The sequence below is a fragment of the Vibrio sp. 99K-1 genome (assembly GCF_013114585.1).
GTDB lineage: Bacteria > Pseudomonadota > Gammaproteobacteria > Enterobacterales > Vibrionaceae > Vibrio > Vibrio chagasii_B.
The window spans coordinates 65,268-83,367 of the sequence record NZ_VTXF01000007.1 but is presented as its reverse complement, the minus strand read 5'-3'; the positions used below and the strand labels follow the sequence as shown (position 1 = coordinate 83,367).

General features: G+C 46.3%; 15 protein-coding genes. 9 read left to right on the top strand and 6 right to left on the bottom strand.

Features of this window, described 5'->3' with window-relative positions; translation table 11 throughout:
* Positions 1-65: 65 nt before the first annotated feature.
* The 7 genes from F0228_RS07460 to tadA all read left to right on the top strand — a co-directional run bounded on the left by F0228_RS07460 (position 66) and on the right by tadA (position 7,017).
* Complete coding sequence (locus F0228_RS07460) at positions 66-614, top strand: GspH/FimT family pseudopilin (RefSeq protein WP_116870136.1); 549 nt, start codon at positions 66-68, stop codon at positions 612-614.
* Positions 598-1,233, top strand: a complete 636-nt coding sequence (locus F0228_RS07455) for a pilus assembly protein PilW (RefSeq protein WP_239930931.1) — start codon at positions 598-600, stop codon at positions 1,231-1,233. The genes F0228_RS07460 and F0228_RS07455 overlap by 17 nt, the downstream gene beginning before the upstream one ends.
* A complete protein-coding gene (locus F0228_RS07450; protein WP_171730921.1) occupies positions 1,230-2,567 on the top strand; it encodes a hypothetical protein in 1,338 nt (445 codons plus the stop codon). Before F0228_RS07455 ends, F0228_RS07450 begins: the two co-directional genes overlap by 4 nt.
* Entirely contained in the window at positions 2,557-3,006 is a 450-nt protein-coding gene (locus tag F0228_RS07445; protein WP_171762072.1) for a prepilin-type N-terminal cleavage/methylation domain-containing protein, read from the top strand. Before F0228_RS07450 ends, F0228_RS07445 begins: the two co-directional genes overlap by 11 nt.
* Before the next feature lie 297 nt (positions 3,007-3,303).
* A complete protein-coding gene (locus F0228_RS07440; RefSeq protein ID WP_061033252.1) occupies positions 3,304-4,866 on the top strand; it encodes an AbgT family transporter in 1,563 nt (520 codons plus the stop codon).
* 187 nt (positions 4,867-5,053) lie between these two features.
* Entirely contained in the window at positions 5,054-6,343 is a 1,290-nt protein-coding gene (locus F0228_RS07435; RefSeq protein ID WP_061033251.1) for a hemolysin family protein, read from the top strand.
* Between the two features lie 125 nt (positions 6,344-6,468).
* Complete coding sequence (gene tadA / locus F0228_RS07430) at positions 6,469-7,017, top strand: tRNA adenosine(34) deaminase TadA (RefSeq protein ID WP_061033250.1); 549 nt, start codon at positions 6,469-6,471, stop codon at positions 7,015-7,017.
* 60 nt (positions 7,018-7,077) lie between these two features.
* Here tadA and F0228_RS25945 read toward each other — a convergent pair whose 3' ends face one another.
* Positions 7,078-7,209 (bottom strand): hypothetical protein, encoded by a 132-nt coding sequence (locus tag F0228_RS25945; protein WP_017059878.1) that lies wholly within the window; start codon positions 7,207-7,209, stop codon positions 7,078-7,080.
* Between the two features lie 334 nt (positions 7,210-7,543).
* Entirely contained in the window at positions 7,544-9,112 is a 1,569-nt protein-coding gene (gene mltF / locus F0228_RS07425) for a membrane-bound lytic murein transglycosylase MltF (protein ID WP_171730922.1), read from the bottom strand.
* 329 nt (positions 9,113-9,441) lie between these two features.
* Here mltF and purL point away from each other — a divergent pair, with 329 nt between their 5' ends.
* Positions 9,442-13,338 carry a phosphoribosylformylglycinamidine synthase gene (gene purL / locus F0228_RS07420; protein ID WP_171762071.1) on the top strand — a complete coding sequence of 1,299 codons (3,897 nt, stop codon included), beginning with the start codon at positions 9,442-9,444 and terminating at the stop codon, positions 13,336-13,338.
* 252 nt (positions 13,339-13,590) lie between these two features.
* A complete protein-coding gene (locus F0228_RS07415) occupies positions 13,591-14,124 on the top strand; it encodes a DUF3332 domain-containing protein (protein ID WP_019823893.1) in 534 nt (177 codons plus the stop codon).
* A 111-nt stretch (positions 14,125-14,235) separates the two neighbouring features.
* Here F0228_RS07415 and dapD read toward each other — a convergent pair whose 3' ends face one another.
* The 4 genes from dapD to F0228_RS07395 all read right to left on the bottom strand — a co-directional run bounded on the left by dapD (position 14,236) and on the right by F0228_RS07395 (position 18,070).
* The gene (gene dapD / locus F0228_RS07410; RefSeq protein ID WP_019823891.1) at positions 14,236-15,267 is read right to left on the bottom strand and encodes a 2,3,4,5-tetrahydropyridine-2,6-dicarboxylate N-succinyltransferase; all 1,032 of its coding nucleotides are present in this window, start codon (positions 15,265-15,267) and stop codon (positions 14,236-14,238) included.
* 255 nt (positions 15,268-15,522) lie between these two features.
* Positions 15,523-16,164: a MarC family protein gene (locus F0228_RS07405; RefSeq protein ID WP_004737591.1), complete on the bottom strand. Its 642-nt coding sequence runs from the start codon at positions 16,162-16,164 to the stop codon at positions 15,523-15,525.
* A gap of 200 nt (positions 16,165-16,364) precedes the next feature.
* A complete protein-coding gene (locus F0228_RS07400) occupies positions 16,365-17,354 on the bottom strand; it encodes a GGGtGRT protein (protein WP_019823886.1) in 990 nt (329 codons plus the stop codon).
* 23 nt (positions 17,355-17,377) lie between these two features.
* The gene (locus F0228_RS07395) at positions 17,378-18,070 is read right to left on the bottom strand and encodes an iron-sulfur cluster assembly scaffold protein (protein WP_017071044.1); all 693 of its coding nucleotides are present in this window, start codon (positions 18,068-18,070) and stop codon (positions 17,378-17,380) included.
* Between the last annotated feature and the right edge of the window lie 30 nt (positions 18,071-18,100).

Genomic DNA, 18,100 nt, shown 5'->3' with positions numbered 1-18,100 from the left:
TCCGGTGGTAGCATCGCTGCAAGATTAAATACGGTTACGCACTGAATTACATAGGAATTTGGGAAATGACTCGCGGGTTTACGCTTCTAGAGCTGCTGATTACGGTCGTGGTACTTTCAGTACTGCTGGCTGCTGCTGCCCCGAGTTTTAGTTATCTATTAGCGTCCTCCAAAATTCAAAGACTCGCCCCTGAGGTTCATGGTTTCTTGGTTACTGCGCGATCCGAAGCCATTGCCCGAAATCAAGAACTACACCTTCTATTTTTGGTTTCGAATACGTTAGGTGCGATTGAGGATACAGAAGGTGAGTGGGATTTGGTTCTCAGCACTACCGCTTCTTATGTGCCAGGTAATGTGGTGATGCATCTTGATGGTTCAGCCTATCAAGATATCACAGTCTCGTTCAGCTTTTTAAATCAGAACTCAATCTCTATTGATGGAGTAAGAGGTCGCTTTATTAATGGTAACGTCACCATAGCTTCAGTGAGTACCCCGTCTGAAGAACTTTCTATTAAGGCATCAAATACAACAGGGCGTATTCGGATTTGCAGCAGCGACCCTAATAGCGATGGGCGCAACAGCATTGGTCATTATGGTTATGAGATCTGCAACTAAGCTTGCTCAAGGCAGTACCTTGGTAGAAATGATGGTGGCCTCTGCTATAGGCGTGATTGTTATAGGGACGATTGGTAGTGTGTTCATCACTAACCAACGTCTAAGCTCAGAGAAAAGCCTGGAGGTGCTCCTTTCACAAAACTTGTTCTCCACTGCACAAATGATGAAAGAAGAGATTTTGCGTGCCGGATATAACGCCAATGCCGGACAGTCGGTAAAGTTATCAGGTGCACCAAATACGATTTATGCCCAGAAAATCAGTGCTGATGAAGCTTATCTTGGTTTTGTTTATCTGCAAAATAGTACTTCATCTGCTTATCGAAATATTGTTTATCAGTTCAAAGACAATAAGCTCAACTACTGCCTTGGAGAATCGACCGATCTTTTGGCTATCGATGAAAAGCCATTTAGCAATGTAAGCGGTGATGTGACGATGACGTGTCAAAGTTTGTTCTTCGAACGACAAATTCAGATAGATGCGTTCTCTGTTTCTGTGGAAGACATATCGAGCAGTCAGGCGAGTTCTCAAAGGATCAACATGACGCTTGAGGCGTCGTTAGTGAATGCGGATTTGAGCCAAAAAGTGATGACATCCGTTGTGCAAAGGAACTGGCAATGAAGAGTGATAAGCAACAAGGAGCGATAACGCTGATGTTAGTCAGTATTCTCTTGATTGGTGTACTGATCGTTTCTCTTGGTTCATTTAAGGTCACGTTCTATCAAATCAAGCGGGCGCAAAATGAGGTCCAAGCGCGCAAAGAACACTGGCAAGCGGAAGGTGGTTTAGAGTGCACTTACGCTTATCTGCTTGAATTAGATAAGACGGTTGCTGATATTCAAGATGCCAGTACTCGTCCAGCCGACTTTGAAGATTGGTGTTCTCCTTATCAAAATCAGCCTCAAATCGATGTATCGAGCAGTGCTAGTTCTAGTGCTTATTTGGTGACGTCTTCTTCGAACACCAACTCCCTTTATAAGACGATAAGAGAACAGTCTCAGTTAGGCACGGGAGCAATCCAGTCGACGGGGCCAATAGAGATAGTTGGTACGTTGAGTCTCAAGCCAACAGCGAAAGAAGAGCCAATCAGTGGTAATGAATATGAGTGTGTCAGTGTCTCATTCGCTGATCTGTTTACTTATCAATATGATGCGACTCATGGTGATTCAACGCAGGTGTTGGGGTTAGAAGTTAAGGATCCAGCAGCTGATGGCCCTTTTTCTGGCTTTGATGGCGTTTGTCACAGCGATTATAAAACGGCGATCCCGAAAGGTACTTCAGGCAGTACTTATTCGATCTCTGCCCCTGACTATTATCAAGGAACCAATCCACCGCCGTTCATGAAAGACTTTAATCCAGATCCTAATATGAATCCGTTTTACACCTTCTTTGGTATGGCTAGAACGGAACAAAATATTCTCGATCTGTCGCAAGATACGGACTTGTTTAAGCATGTTCAGCTATTGAACGCGACGGAGTGTGGCCCTGAGATCATGGAGCACTTTACGATAGGCCAAACCAAAGGGCTATGGATTGAAGGTAATTGTCACATCAATGCAGCGGTAGCAGCTGCAAATAACCCATCTCAACTTCTCGTGATTCAAGATGGTGTGCTCGCGCTGAATGGAGCCATGACTTACAACGGGGTGATTTATCACTTGGTTGATTATCAAAAGAGCCATGTGAAAACGAGAGTCGATAATTTCTGGAACTCACTTGTAGCTAACAACGTGTTTGCTCCCTTTATCAAAGACATCGATGAGGCTAGCGTGATTAAAAAGAGTGTCGGGATTCAATTTGCTTCTGGTTTGCCTTCTGGTGGTCTTATCTTTGATTCTCCCTCGGGAGTGACGACCATAGTGGGGGATATGGACATGGATTTTCGTGCGGATTCGAACCCAAGTGACCCGCCTTCTACGTACCAATGGCAGCGAGGCTCATGGAGTGATTTCTAAGAATTCTGGCTTCAGTTTGCTAGAGGTACTTCTCTCTTTTCTGCTGATTGGCGTCGCGTCGTTAGGGTTGGTTAAATTACAGGTGTATGCGGAACAAAAGTCGGATCATGCGCTCCAGAGTGTGGAAGCTTTGCATTTTGCGGAAAGGCAGATGGAGTATTATCGAACTCGCGCGCTCAATGTTAGTGGGGCGGTAGGGCTTATTCCTTTTGAGGAACTAAATCAATCGAGCTACTGTCTCAACATTGCGAGTTCAGATCCCTTATCCGGTTTATCGGGCTCTGCGTATTCGATGACATGTGAAGTCACCAATGCGAACGGAGCCTTATCTGGCGCGCTCAAAAACATTACTGTCACAATTGCATGGCAAGATCGTATGAACCGCGCGCAAAGTATTTATCTCGAAACTATGCTTTCCAAATACAGTGAGTTTGACTGATCCCTAAGCAAACGTTTACTGCATGCCAAGGCTTACGCCACTCCTTTTACGGACAATTTTCACTCCTCGGACATTGTTTAATTACTGGTTAAATCCATGTATATGGAATGGTGTTTTTTGTGTTTTTATATTGTTGTGGTTGTATGGTATTTTTGCAAAATATGTCTCCATTTATGGAATTTAGGGTGGAATCTTGTGCTTTTTATGGGGGCTTTTAATAGAATATGTGTTGTACCAATAGGCCGTGGTAAAAACTTATATTAGGCCTAAACAAACAACATCACATATGGAGTTACAATGAGTAACCAAGCCGTAAAAAAAGCACCATCGACTGACAAGATCAGTGGAATGGATCGCTTTCTAAACTTCATTGAACGCGCCGGCAACAAAATTCCAGATCCAGCAATCCTGTTCTTCTGGGCTCTAGTTATCGTATGGGTAGCATCTGCACTTTTGTCGAATCTTTCATTCGATCTAATCAATCCTCAAACGGGTGCTGCTCTAGAAGTAAATAACCTACTGACTGGTGAAGCGCTTGCTAGCTTCCTAGCGAATATGGTTACTACGTTCACAGGCTTCGCACCACTAGGCATCGTACTTGTTGCTATGCTAGGTGTTGGCGTTGCAGACTCTTCAGGCTTCATTACTACTGGCCTTAAGAAGATGCTGAACTTCACGCCAGCTAAGCTACTTACGCCAATGCTAATCTTGGTTGCTATCGTGTCTCACACAGCAGCTGATGCAGGTTACGTTCTAGTAATCCCTCTTGGCGGTATCATCTTCCACGCTGCGGGTCGTCACCCTCTAGCGGGTATTGCAGCAGCATTTGCTGGTGTATCAGGTGGTTTCTCTGCGAACTTCATCCCTTCAGGTATCGACCCGCTACTAGCTGGCTTCACGCAAACAGCGGCAAACGTTCTTGACCCTGAATACGTGATTAACCCTCTAGCGAACATCTTCTTTACTGGCCTATCTTCAGTTCTTATTGTTGCTATCGGTTGGTACGTAACTGAGAAGATCATCGAACCTCGCCTAGCGAACACGCCAGTTGATGAAGATGCTGAAGAAGCACCTGATCTAGGTACGTTCACTGCAATTGAATCAAAAGCATTCAAATACGCAGGTTGGGCAATGGTTGCTGGTATTGGTCTGCTTGTTGCGGCTCTAATCCCTGAGAACTCTGCACTGCGTTCTCCTGAAGGTGAGCTAACAGCATTCTCTGCACCAGTTATGAAGTCTATCGTTCCTCTGATCTTCATCCTGTTCATCATCCCAGGTATCGTTTACGGCCGTGTAGCGGGTACTTTCAAGAACAGCAATGACGTAATCAAGGCGATGTCTGAGACAATGGCTACGATGGGCGCGTACATTGTAATGTCGTTCTTCTGTGCACAGTTCCTATCGGCATTCGGTCAATCAAACATTGGTACTATGCTGGCACTTTACGGTGCTGAAGGCCTGAAAGCGATGGACCTTCCTGGTGAAGCGACAATCGTTGGTATGATTCTACTAACGGCTTCAGTTAACCTTCTTGTTGGTTCTGCATCGGCTAAGTGGGCACTTATCGGTCCAATCCTAGTTCCAATGCTAATGGTTGTAGGTATCTCTCCTGAGCTATCTCAAGCGGCTTACCGTGTTGGTGACTCAGTGTCTAACATCATCTCTCCACTAATGGTGTTCTTCCCACTGGTTGTTGTTTACTGCCAACGCTACGTTAAGTCTACAGGTATCGGTACTCTAGCTTCTCTAATGATGCCATTCTCGATTGCAATGCTAATCGGTTGGTCTATCTTCCTGCTAGCTTACTGGGCTCTTGGTATTCCACTAGGTATCCAAGCACCTTACACTTACACAATGTAAGATTGAACTAAGCAAAATTAAGCTTTATTCATTACTAAGCCCGCACCGAAATGTGCGGGCTTTTTTGTGCTATTTTTCCGCTCTATTTTCATATCCAAAAATTTTTATATCAAAAAGAAAGGTACTCAGCTTATACTCCGGATTACGGCTAATTGTTGGCCGGTAAAATTAGGAAATCCAAAACATCATGAAAATTCTGCTTCTGGTAGGGTTAATTGTTTTAAATGGTCTGTTTGCCATGTCTGAGATTGCATTGGTAGCAGCAAAAAATAGTCGGCTGAAACGCTTGGCCGAAAAGCACCGTTCTGCTCAGATCGCACTTGAGCTTAAAGAAAATCCAACTCGCTTCCTCTCAACCATTCAAATCGGTATTACCGTCATAGGCCTGCTCAGCGGCATCGTGGGTGAGGCGACGTTATCTGCACCACTAGCCGTGCAACTAGAACTGTGGGGCATGGATGCAACGCAAGCGAATGTTCTGTCTACCGCGGTCGTCGTTGTCGGTATTACTTACTTTGCGATTGTTGTTGGTGAACTCGTACCAAAACGCTTTGCTCAATCTCAAGCGGAAACCATCGCTGTGTTGGTCGCTATGCCAATCTATTGGTTGTCTAAAATCGCGACGCCGTTTGTTTTTGCTTTGTCTGCTTCAACGGAAGGTATTCTTAAGTTGATGGGCCGAGGTGGCGAAGAAGACAGTGTGACGGAAGACGATATTCATGCGCTTGTTAAAGAGGGCTCAGACTCCGGTGTGATTGAACGTGGTGAGCAAGAGATGATTCGCAATATCTTGCAGCTTGATGATCGCTTAGTGAGCTCATTGATGACGCCACGTCGAGACATCGATTTTCTGGATGTCGACCAACCTGTCGAGAACATCTTGAAGCAGCTCCGCTCATCAAAGCACAGCGTATTCCCTCTATGCCAAGACCATCTAAATAAGGTGGTAGGCACAGTGTCTGCCAAGGCTTTATTGAATCAGGCGGGTAATCTAAGTATTCAAGTGATCATGGGGCTGTCTAAATCTCCAATCTATGTACCGGAATCGATGAAGGCGCTACGCCTCCTTGGTTATTTTAAAGAGTCGGGCACTGAGATGGCATTCATTGTTGATGAGTATGGCGATGTTCAAGGCCTCGTGACTCATTACGACATTCTAGAGGCGATTGCGGGAGAGTTATCAAACAACCCGAACGACCTTTGGACTGAGTCTCTGCCAGATGGCTTGCTGGTGGATGGATTAATCCCGATTAGCGAACTGAAAAATCGCTTGGAGCTTTCAGAGTTAGAGGGTGAAAGCGAGGGCTTCCAAACTCTAAACGGACTCATCACATGGCTGCTAGGTCGCTTGCCTGAGACGGGAGAGATCGTTGAGTGTCAGCAGTGGCAGTTTGAGATTATCTCGGTTGAGAATAATCGTATTGTGAGCGTCAAAGCGACGCAAATCGTTAATGATTTGCTTGCAGCCGAAAGCTAGACTGACAGTTAATCATCCAGTCCATGGCTATTGGTGGGCATCTCTTTGTTGTCCATCATCACTAAGATTAGGTATGCTTCACCGCATACCTTTTTTGTTTCTATTGTTTGTTTTTGGAGTCCCCTTTGTCAGACCATCAATTCACCCCTCAAGATGAAATCTTCATGCGACGTGCCATCGAAGTGGCAAAAAAAGCGGAGCGTGAGGGAGAGGTGCCTGTTGGTGCCGTACTGGTAAAAGATGGTGAGATTATCTCTGAAGGGTGGAACCGTTCGATTGGCAGCCATGACGCAACAGCGCACGCTGAAGTAGAAACCTTGCGTAAAGCGGGACAGGTTCTGGAAAATTATCGACTGCTTGATACCACTTTGTATGTCACGCTTGAGCCATGCCCTATGTGTGCGGGTGCCTTGTTACACAGCCGAGTGAAGCGCATTGTTTTTGGCGCGCCAGACCTAAAAGCGGGTGCAGCAGGGACGGTGTTGAACTTGTTTGAGAGCCAAGCTTCCTATCACTATGCTGATGTTGAGCACGGGCTATTAGAGGATGAGTGTCGCGAGCAACTACAAGCGTTTTTCAAGCGTCGTCGAAAAGAGATAAAAGAGAAGCGAAAGCAAGAGCGTTTGCTAGAAGAGCAGCAGTTAGAAGCAGACAAGGCGCTTAAAAAGAAATAGCAGCAAGTTTAAGGCACTCTCATAGTAAGAGTGCCAAACCAGCTTACTTGGTTATAGAGTTTACTCGGCAATCATCTGCATGAAAGCACGGTTGCGCCAAATGATCTTCTTCTTATTATTTGAAAGCATACGCTTACGACGGTTTGCTGCAACTGTCTTATCCAAGCGTTTCGATTTCAGTTTCTTCATCATCTCAATGATTTCCTATTGGTCGTCTGACTGTGTCGTTTGGATTAACGACTTAATTATAGTGTGATTCGTCTGTTTGGTCTGTCGCACAGAGGCAGACATAGAAGAGCAATCCTAGTCTCAAGCCTTTAACTTCGGCCAATGGCCAATGGCCAATAGCCAATAACCAAGCGCAGCAGAACGATAATCTTAATTGTGGTGTGTCGTTATAAGGTGCGATTGTTACTGTAATATGACACCGCCTTTATCACGGTCTTTTATCCGTATCTCTCCTTTGTGTAAGCGATAGAAAACGTAATAAAAAAGAGCAATGCTGGAAGGCATTGCTCTTTTGGTTTTATTTCGAAGGCTCAGAACCACTTACTGTTGGCTCTGCAGCGCTGATGCTAGATTCAGCCCCAGAAGTCTCTAAAGGTGGAATAACGATCAACCCTTCAAGACTCTCTTCTTGTTCTTTATTACGCTTATTAACGTGGCCGATGATGCTTTGGTAATAACGGCGAATGTTCTCTACGTAGTTTCTAGCTTCATCACCACGGGCATAACCATAGCGAGTTTGGCTGTAGTATTTCTTCTGTCTTAGTAGAGGCAGTCTGTCTTTTACATCACCCCAAGCATCAGGATCTCCGCCTTGCGCTTTGGTTAAGCGACGTGCGTCCATCATGTGTCCGTAACCGACATTGTATGAAGCAAGCGCAAACCAGATCTTTTCATGTTGTGTGATTGAATCTGGTACTCGGTTCACGATACGACGCAGGTACTCAACACCACCTTGTACCGACTGTTTAGGGTCGAGACGGTTGGTCACCCCAACACTCTTCGCGGTCGGCAGTGTCAGCATCATCATGCCACGAACACCGGTTGGTGAGCGTGCGACTGGGTTCCAGTGTGACTCTTGATACGCCAGTGCAGCAATCAGGCGCCAGTCAAACTCTTGCGAGTACTTTTGAAACAGTGGCGACCATTTTGGTAGCTTGCTGTCGAGCGCGCGGATAAAGGCACGAGTATCAACGTAATCAAAAGTGCCGATATGACCGATGTACTTTTCTTCTAGCGAAGCAAGTTCACCGGATTGTTTTAGATTACCGAAGAACTCAATCAGCAATGCGTACAGGCTTTCATCTTCAGACTTCTCTAAGTACCAAGAGATAGGTTGGTCTTCAGTAAGCTCAAACGCCAATGCTACGTCTGGGTACAAACGTTGTGCTAGTGATAGTTCGATAGAATCGGCAACCGTAAATAGGCGCTCGCCCGTTGATACTTCTTTTAGCAGATCATTGATGTCGGCATTGCCTATTGCATCGTAGATGAAGTCATTATGCGTGTTCTGTAACTGCTTAAGTGTGGGCTCAAAGTGTGAGTCTTTCACCACTACTAAAGAGGGCGTCAGAGTCTCGTTAGGTGACGCGTCTTCTGATTCAGCTTGCGCTTTGATGAATTCAGCCTGACGTTCGTTCTCAAACTTGATCAGTTGATCTAGGTTTCTTGGACGCCATTGGCCTTTTTTGTACACCACTTGTTGGCTTACGTAGTAATAAGCAGGCGCTGCACGATAAGCTCGCGTCAGTTTGTTGTTTTGCGTTAACCCTGTAGCGATTAGGTCGATCTCGCCTTTCTTTAGGGCGGGGAATAGGCCGGATAGACGGTAAGCCGGTTTAACCTCAAGCTTCACCCCCAGCTCTTGTGCAAACTCACGAGCTAATTCGTAATCGAGACCAGCTGGGCCATCAGGACCAATGTAATAAGAGAGTTGGTTATTCAGAGTACCGACACGAAGCACGCCACGCTCTCGTATCTGCTCGAGGACACTTTTAGGCTCAGATTCAATCTGGCATGCGGTTAGCCCAAACAGAGCGATAACCAGCAGAAAGGACTTAGACAAAAAGATGAGAGAAAATTTAGGCATCAAAATGAAATCTCGAAAAGTGGAAGCCCCTTTATACCAAACCCCGCAAGGCTGGCAAAGTAGGTTTCATTAAACTGATGTAAAAGTGGTGATAAATGCAGCAAAACTGGCATTTACGCAGAAACATGAAAAAAATCACGCAAACGGTTGCTTTTGGTGTTACGTCACAAAAAAAAATGCTTTATAATGCGCTCGCATTGAAGAGGTGGGATCGGCATAGGTTTTTAAACCTTCGGGAATAGCTTCGAAGAAAACAGTTAGGTTTTTCCTTTAACCCACTGAATTTATTCCAATATCACCTTAATCAACTGCATAAGAGACCTAAGCACATGAGAATTTTGCGTGGCTCCCCAGCTCTATCTGAGTTTCGTGTTAACAAGCTTTTAGAGCTTTGTCGTGAATTAAGCTTACCTGTAACAGGTATTTACGCTGAGTTTGCCCACTTTGCTGATTTAACAGCAGACCTAGACGCGTCTGAAGTTGAGAAGCTAGAAAAGCTACTGACTTACGGTCCAACGATTGAAGAGCATGAACCTGAAGGTTTACTGCTGCTTGCTACACCTCGTCCAGGTACTATTTCTCCTTGGTCTTCAAAATCTACAGATATCGCACATAACTGTGGCCTAGCGAAAGTATCTCGCCTAGAGCGCGGTACGGCTTTCTACATTGAAACGTCTTCTGAACTTTCTGAGCTTCAACTTGTTGAGCTGAAAGCGATTCTTCACGATCGTATGATGGAAGTGGTTTTCACTGACTTCGAATCAGCAGCAGCATTGTTCACCGTTGCAGAACCAGCACCTTATGCGGAAGTTGATCTTCTTACCGGCGGCCGTAAAGCGCTTGAAGAAGCAAACGTTACCCTAGGTCTCGCTCTTGCAGAGGATGAGATTGATTACCTACTTGAAAGCTTTGTCACTAAGCTTGAACGTAACCCGACTGATATCGAGCTAATGATGTTTGCACAAGCGAACTCAGAGCACTGTCGTCACAAGATCTTCAACGCTGATTGGACTATCGACGGCGTTAAGCAAGAAAAATCATTGTTCAAGATGATTAAGAATACGTTTGAAGTGACTCCTGATAACGTTCTGTCTGCTTATAAAGATAACGCGGCAGTAATGACTGGCTCTGAAGTGGGTCGTTTCTTCCCAGATCCAGAAACTCGTCAGTACAACTACCACCAAGAGAAAACACACATCTTGATGAAAGTTGAAACGCACAACCACCCAACGGCTATTTCTCCATGGCCGGGCGCATCGACAGGTTCAGGCGGTGAAATCCGTGATGAAGGCGCGACAGGTATTGGTGGTAAGCCAAAAGCAGGTCTAGTGGCGTTCTCTGTATCTAACCTTAAGATCCCGAACTTTGTTCAACCTTGGGAAACAGATTTTGGTAAGCCAAGCCGTATCGTTACTGCATTGGATATCATGCTTGAAGGTCCTCTTGGTGGCGCGGCATTCAACAACGAATTTGGTCGTCCAAACCTACTAGGTTACTTCCGTACTTACGAAGAGAAAGTAAATTCTCACGCAGGTGAAGAAGTACGTGGTTACCACAAGCCAATCATGCTGGCTGGTGGTCTTGGTAACATCCGTGACGAGCACGTTCAGAAGAAAGAGATCCCAGTAGGTGCAAGCCTAATCGTTCTAGGTGGTCCTGCGATGAACATCGGCCTTGGTGGCGGTGCAGCGTCTTCAATGGATTCTGGTTCTTCTTCAGAAGATTTAGATTTCGCTTCTGTACAACGTGAAAACCCAGAAATGGAGCGTCGTTGTCAGGAAGTTATCGACCGTTGTTGGCAGCTAGGTGATGCGAACCCAATCGCATTCATCCACGATGTGGGCGCGGGCGGTATCTCAAATGCACTTCCTGAGCTTGTAGACGATGGCGAGCGTGGCGGTATCTTTAACCTGCGTGACGTGCCAAACGATGAGCCGGGTATGAGCCCACTTGAAATCTGGTGTAACGAATCTCAAGAGCGTTACGTAATGGCGGTTGCTGATAAAGACATGGCAACGTTCGACGCGATTTGTAAGCGTGAACGTGCACCATACGCCGTGGTTGGTAAAGCAACGGAAGAGCGTGAACTTAAACTAGAAGATTCACACTTCGACAACACGCCAATCGACATGCCAATGGACATCCTGTTAGGTAAAACGCCTAAGATGCACCGTGACGCGAAAACGCTAAAAGCAAACAACCCTGCGATTGACCGTTCTGGCATCGAAATGAACGAAGCGGTTGACCGTGTTCTTCGCTTGCCAACAGTCGCAGAGAAAACATTCCTTATCACTATCGGTGACCGTTCGGTAACAGGCCTTGTAGCTCGTGACCAAATGGTTGGCCCATGGCAGATTCCTGTTGCTAACTGTGCGGTAACGGCAGCAAGCTATGACTCTTACCACGGTGAAGCGATGTCTCTTGGTGAGCGTACGCCAGTGGCATTGCTAGACTTCGGCGCATCGGCTCGCCTAGCGGTTGGTGAAGCAATCACAAACATCGCAGCGACTAACATCGGCGATATCAAACACATTAAACTGTCGGCGAACTGGATGTCTCCAGCGGGTCACCCAGGTGAAGATGCAGGCCTTTACGAAGCGGTTAAAGCAGTGGGTGAAGAGCTATGTCCAGCACTGGGTCTAACTATCCCAGTGGGTAAAGACTCAATGTCGATGAAGACTAAGTGGGAAGAGAACGGCGAGCAGAAAGAAGTAACGTCTCCGCTATCTCTTGTTATCACTGCATTTGCTCGTGTTGAAGATGTTCGTAAGACAATTACGCCTCAACTTCGTACTGACAAAGGTGACACTTCACTGGTTCTTATCGACCTAGGTAACGGCAAAAACCGTCTAGGTGCAACGGCACTGGCGCAAGTTTACAAGCAGCTTGGTGACAAGCCAGCAGACGTAGACAACGCAGCACAGCTAAAAGGTTTCTACGAAGGCGTTCAAGCACTGGTTGCTAACGACCAAGTTGTGGCTTACCACGATAAAGGCGATGGTGGTCTGTTCGTAACACTGGCTGAGATGGCGTTCGCTGGTCACTGTGGTGTTAATGCAAACATTGAAGCTCTAGGTGAAGACACGCTAGCAGCACTATTCAACGAAGAGCTAGGTGCGGTAATCCAAGTTCGCAACGATGACCTAGACGCGGTTCTTTCAACTCTTGCGGCAAACGGCCTAGAAGCGTGCTCACACGTAATTGGTTCTGTTGAAGCATCTGATGAGCTAGTGATTAAGTCTGGCGAGTCTGTTGTGGTTGAACGTAACCGTACTGAGCTACGTACTATCTGGGCTGAGACGACGCATAAGATGCAAGGTCTACGTGATAACCCAGCATGTGCAGACCAAGAGCACGAAGCGAAGAAAGACAACTCAGATCCGGGTCTAAATGTGAAACTGAGCTTCGACGTAAATGAAGACATTGCTGCACCGTTCATCAACACTGGCGCTAAGCCTAAGATGGCGATTCTACGTGAGCAGGGTGTTAACTCTCACGTTGAAATGGCAGCAGCATTCGACCGTGCAGGCTTCGAAGCAACTGATATTCACATGAGCGACATCCTTACGGGTCAAGCGGTTCTAGAAGAGTACAATGGCCTTGTGGCTTGTGGTGGCTTCTCTTACGGTGACGTACTAGGCGCTGGTGAAGGTTGGGCTAAGTCGGTTCTGTTTAACGATTCGACTCGTGAGCAATTTGAAAACTTCTTCAAGCGTGAAGATACCTTCTCTCTAGGTGTGTGTAACGGTTGTCAGATGTTGTCTAACCTACGTGAACTTATCCCTGGTGCAGAGTACTGGCCACGTTTCGTTCGCAACGAATCTGAACGTTTTGAAGCGCGTTTCAGCCTAGTAGAAGTTCAGAAATCTGATTCTGTATTCTTCAATGGCATGGAAGGTTCTCGTATGCCAATCGCTGTTTCTCACGGTGAAGGCCGCGTAGAAGTACGTGACAACGACCACCTAAACGCGATTGAAAACTCAGGTACGGTTGCTCTACGTTACGTTGATAACCACGGTAACCAAACTCAGCAATACCCGAACAACCCGAACGGTTCGCCAAACGCTATCACAGGTTTAACAACGACGGATGGCCGCGTGACAATCATGATGCCTCACCCAGAGCGTGTATTCCGCACGGTGGCTAACTCTTGGTCTCCTGAAGGCTGGGGCGAGAATGGCGCTTGGATGCGTATGTTCCAAAACGCACGTAAGAATGTGGGTTAATCATGCCGCGTTAATCTAGATTAGATTAAGCAAAAATTAAAAGCGCAGATCGAAAGGTCTGCGCTTTTTTTTGTGAATTTTTTTGGAACCAGAGTGATAAATTGAGGTTTGCAGTTTGCTGTTCTAAAAATCTCCACTACGCTAAATGTTATGGAATCAATTTGTTAGGCGAATAATGTCTGTTTTTACGCAGAGTAATATTCGTTCGTCTGTGCAAAAACTGAATCAATCATCGTGGCATAAGAGGGAACTATGAAAACAACAATCACAAAAGCCGTTGCAGTGGCAGCGATTGTCATGTCGTTAGCTGGGTGTGTAGGTAGTAACGCTGTGACCGGGAAATTAATGAAGTTTAACGTCGAGGTAGTGGATAACCGTTACGCTCGTGCGGGCGTCAACTTCTTGCTTGCTCCGGTTTACGCATTGACTACTGCAGCCGATTACATTGTATTTAACTCGATTGAATTCTGGGCTGGTAAAAACCCACTTACTGGTGCGCCTCACATCTTCGATAGTAAAGTCGATACCATGATCGATGTGAATGACAGTCTAGACGATTCACTAAAAGAAGCACCACTAGGCTTCAACAATCGCCAGATCGAATGGGGTGAAATGCAGCAAATCGATGAAAACACGATTCGCATGGATATCACTTACAACGATGGTCAGAAAGCAGTACTACTGGGTGTTCGCGATGGCGATAAGGTCAGCTACTACATGGATGGCACATTGGTATCTGAAACCTCTATCCAGGCTCTAGAGCAGTTAGCCGCAGAGAAAGTGTAACGTCTTTCATTATCTATAGATAAAAGAAAAGCCGCTGGATTTAACCCCAGCGGCTTCGTATTTTCTAGCATCTAGCATCTAGCATCTAGCATCTAGCATCTAGCGCTTAGATTAGTTGTTGCTGTGTAGCTCGCTGTTCAGCTCAACAGCAGACTTGTTCGCTAGACACTCAATTTGACCTGTGATCGAGTTGCGACGGAACAGCAGATCAGAAACACCAGCTAGGTCGCGAGCTTTAATGATTTCTACCTCGTTGCCTTCTTTATCTAGCATGCGAACTTTTGTACCAGCCGTTACATATAGACCAGACTCAACAGTGCAGCGGTCGCCCATTGGGAAGCCAAGACCTGCGTTTGCGCCTAGTAGGCAGTTTTCGCCGATAGAGATAACCATAGTACCGCCACCAGACAGAGTACCCATGATAGAAGCGCCGCCACCGATGTCTGAACCGTTACCTACAACAACACCTGCAGAGATACGACCTTCAACCATGCTTACGCCTGTTGTACCCGCGTTGAAGTTGATGAAACCTTCGTGCATTACCGTTGTACCTTCACCCACATGTGCGCCAAGACGAACACGAGAAGTATCAGCAATACGAATACCTGTTGGTACCACGTAATCCACCATTTTAGGGAACTTGTCTACGCAATCTACAGACAAAGCGCGACCTGCAAGGCGAGCTTCGATTTGACGCTCAGCCAGCTCAGGTAGGTCGATTGGGCCTTCGTTTGTCCATGCGATGTTGTGCAGTAGACCGAAGATGCCGTCTAGTACCGTACCGTGTGGTTGAACTAGGCGGTTAGAGATAAGTTGTAGCTTTAGGAAGCCTTCAGCAACAGATGCTGGCTTCTCGTCAGTCGCAAGAACAACAAGAACCAATGGTTGATCAGATGCTGCTGCTTTTTCTGCGAAAGATGCGTTTGCTGCATCGTCGTTTGCTGCGAATGCTTTCGCTAGTTCTGCGCTTTGTGCAGCAGAGATTTCGATAGCTTGGTTGCCTTCAGTGTAACCTGCTACTTCACCAACAGCCGCTACTAGAGCGTCGCTTGGGTTTAGAAGTGGGCTAGGGAAGAACGCTTCAATGATTTTATTGTCGCGGTTTTTGGTTGCCGTACCGAAGGCTAGTGAAAAGAAAGCCATGTTGAATCTCCATGTGTTGAGTCTTGAATTTGCTATTCCAAAACAACAGCTCGAATAACAAGTGCTGCCGTTAGCAAAGTTAATTTAATTACGTTCATCATAAAGAGAGCGCCCTCGTTATGAAAGGGCGCATCGGGATAAAGTCTGTAAAATGATATTGCTTGTCTTTTGAGAGATATTTTTCTGCAATGAGAAAACGCTGCAGATCAATACAAATTGGCGGATATATGAGTCAATATTGCCCTGAGTGAGCATTTAAACAAACAGCGCTTTATGAGCTTGCTCGATCCCTTCAATCAACATCTGCATACCGATAACTGCCAGTATCAAACCCATCATTCGAGTAATCACGTTCAGTGCGCTTGGCCCTACCGCTTTCACGAAGCGTTCGCCAAACACAAACAATACGTAGGTTAAGGTACACAACAGACCAAACGCGATGATGGTGATGACCGTTTCATAGATGCCCTCGGTGCTGGCAAAGTTCATCGCGGTGGCAATTGTCCCCGGACCTGCCAGTATCGGCATGGCCAGTGGTGATACTGCGATACTTAGCGCTGCGTCTTGTTGGGCGTCTGAGTTAACCTTCTCTTTCGCCTTCGAGTGTGTCGATTCACCTTGTAGCATGTGAAAGCCAATCAAGAAGACCAAAATTCCGCCAGTGATGCGCAGGGCATAAAGCGTGATACCAAAAAGGTCGAAGATCAGCTTGCCAGAAATGGCAAACGTACTGACGATGATGAATGCGATAAACACTGAGCGAAACGCGATCGACTTAACGGTCTCCCTATCGTTGTCGCCTGTTAAACCAAGAAAGATTGGCGTGTTAGCGATAGGGTTCATGATGGCGAAAAAGCCCATGAACACTGTGATGGTATGAATGATGAGCTCTTTCATATTATTCCTTTAAAAAGATGCAGTTAAATACATATGTTGAATAAGAATAGATACTAGAGCAAGTATGAATAAAAAACAGCCAGCATAGGGCTGGCTGTATAGTTTTAGTGATGGGAGTAGAGTTTTGGTTGTGTGTTGGTGTCGATTTTTCAACTAACGCCTCGGCTTGAGGCGCTAAATGCTGACAATCACTTCTATCATTATGCGTTTTGAGATTCGCTTACCGCGACAGCCAGTGCAACCGTAGCACCGACCATTGGGTTGTTACCCATGCCAATGAAACCCATCATAGCAACGTGAGCAGGAACTGAAGAGCTACCTGCAAACTGAGCGTCTGCGTGCATTCTGCCCATGGTATCTGTCATGCCGTAAGATGCAGGGCCTGCCGCTACGTTGTCTGGGTGCAATGTACGACCTGTACCACCGCCTGAAGCAACTGAGAAGTAAGGCAGACCTTGGCGAGTACGCTCTGCTTTGTAGATACCCGCAACAGGATGTTGGAAGCGTGTTGGGTTGGTTGAATTACCCGTAATGCTCACATCCACCTCTTCTCTGTGCATGATTGCTACCCCTTCACGAACATCATCAGCGCCGTAACACAAGATCTCTCCGCGAGGGCCATTTGAGAAACGGCGACGTTCTGTTTCAACGAGTTCACCGGTTTGGTAGTCGTATTGAGTGCGCACGTAAGTGAAGCCATTGATGCGTGAGATTAAGTACGCCGCATCTTTACCTAAACCATTTAGGATAACTTTTAATGGATTTTTACGTGATTTATTGACGTTCAGTGCGATTTTAATTGCGCCCTCAGCGGCAGCAAAAGACTCGTGACCTGCAAGAAAAGCAAAGCAATGACTCTCTTCATTCAGAAGACGAGCAGCAAGCGCACCATGACCAATACCTACTTGACGTTGCTCAGCGACACTACCGGGTTTTGTGAATGCTTGGAGGCCTTCACCAATGATATTCGCTGCTTGTTCAGCGTTGCTTGCTTTACGGAATAGAGCCATAGCTGTGCCTAAGGTGTATGCATCGGCTGCGCTTTCAAAAGCAATTGGTTGAGTGTCCATCACCAACGTTTTTGGGTCTACATTGTGTGCTTTACAGTATTGCTCTGCTTGCGCCAAAGAGTCGAAGTTCATTTCTGCCAATGCGCGAGTTACTGATTCATTAAATTGAGTGTTCATCATATCTTTCCTCTTAATTGGCAAAATTATTGTTGGCGTGGGTTAATGGTGGTCACGGCTTCGTCGAAGCGACCATAAGTCCCTGTCGCAAGGTCGGCCGCTTCATTGGCTGGCACGCCTTGATTAATCGCCTTCATCATTTTGCCGAGGTTGAGATACTCGTAGCCAATCACTTCGCTGTGATCATCAAGTGCTAGCTTGGTTACGTAACCTTCTGCAAGCTCTAGGTAACGAACGCCTTTTGCTGCGGTTGAGTAGCTGGTGCCTACTTGGCTGCGCTGTGTTTGACCTAAGTCTTCTAATGCTGCGCCGATCTCTAGGCCACCTTCAGAGAAAGCAGACTGGGTTCGACCGTAAACAAACTGCAGGAAGATCTCGCGCATCGCGACGTTAATCGCGTCACATACCAGGTCAGTATTGAGTGCTTCTAGAATGGTTTTTCCGGTAAGAATTTCAGCGGCCATCGCAGCTGATTGTGTCATACCTGAACAACCAATCGTTTCGATGAGTGCTTCTTCGATGATGCCGTTTTTTACGTTAAGAGTCAGTTTGGCTGCACCTTGTTGTGGTGCACAAGTGCCTACGCCATGGCTTAAGCCAGAAATAGCGATGACATCTTTTGGACTAACCATGGCGCCTTCAACTGGAATTGGAGCCGAGTTGTGAAGATCACCCCTTTGAATAGGGCACATGGATTGAATTTCTGAAGAGTAATGCATATTGTTTTCTCACTAATAAAGTCGTATTGA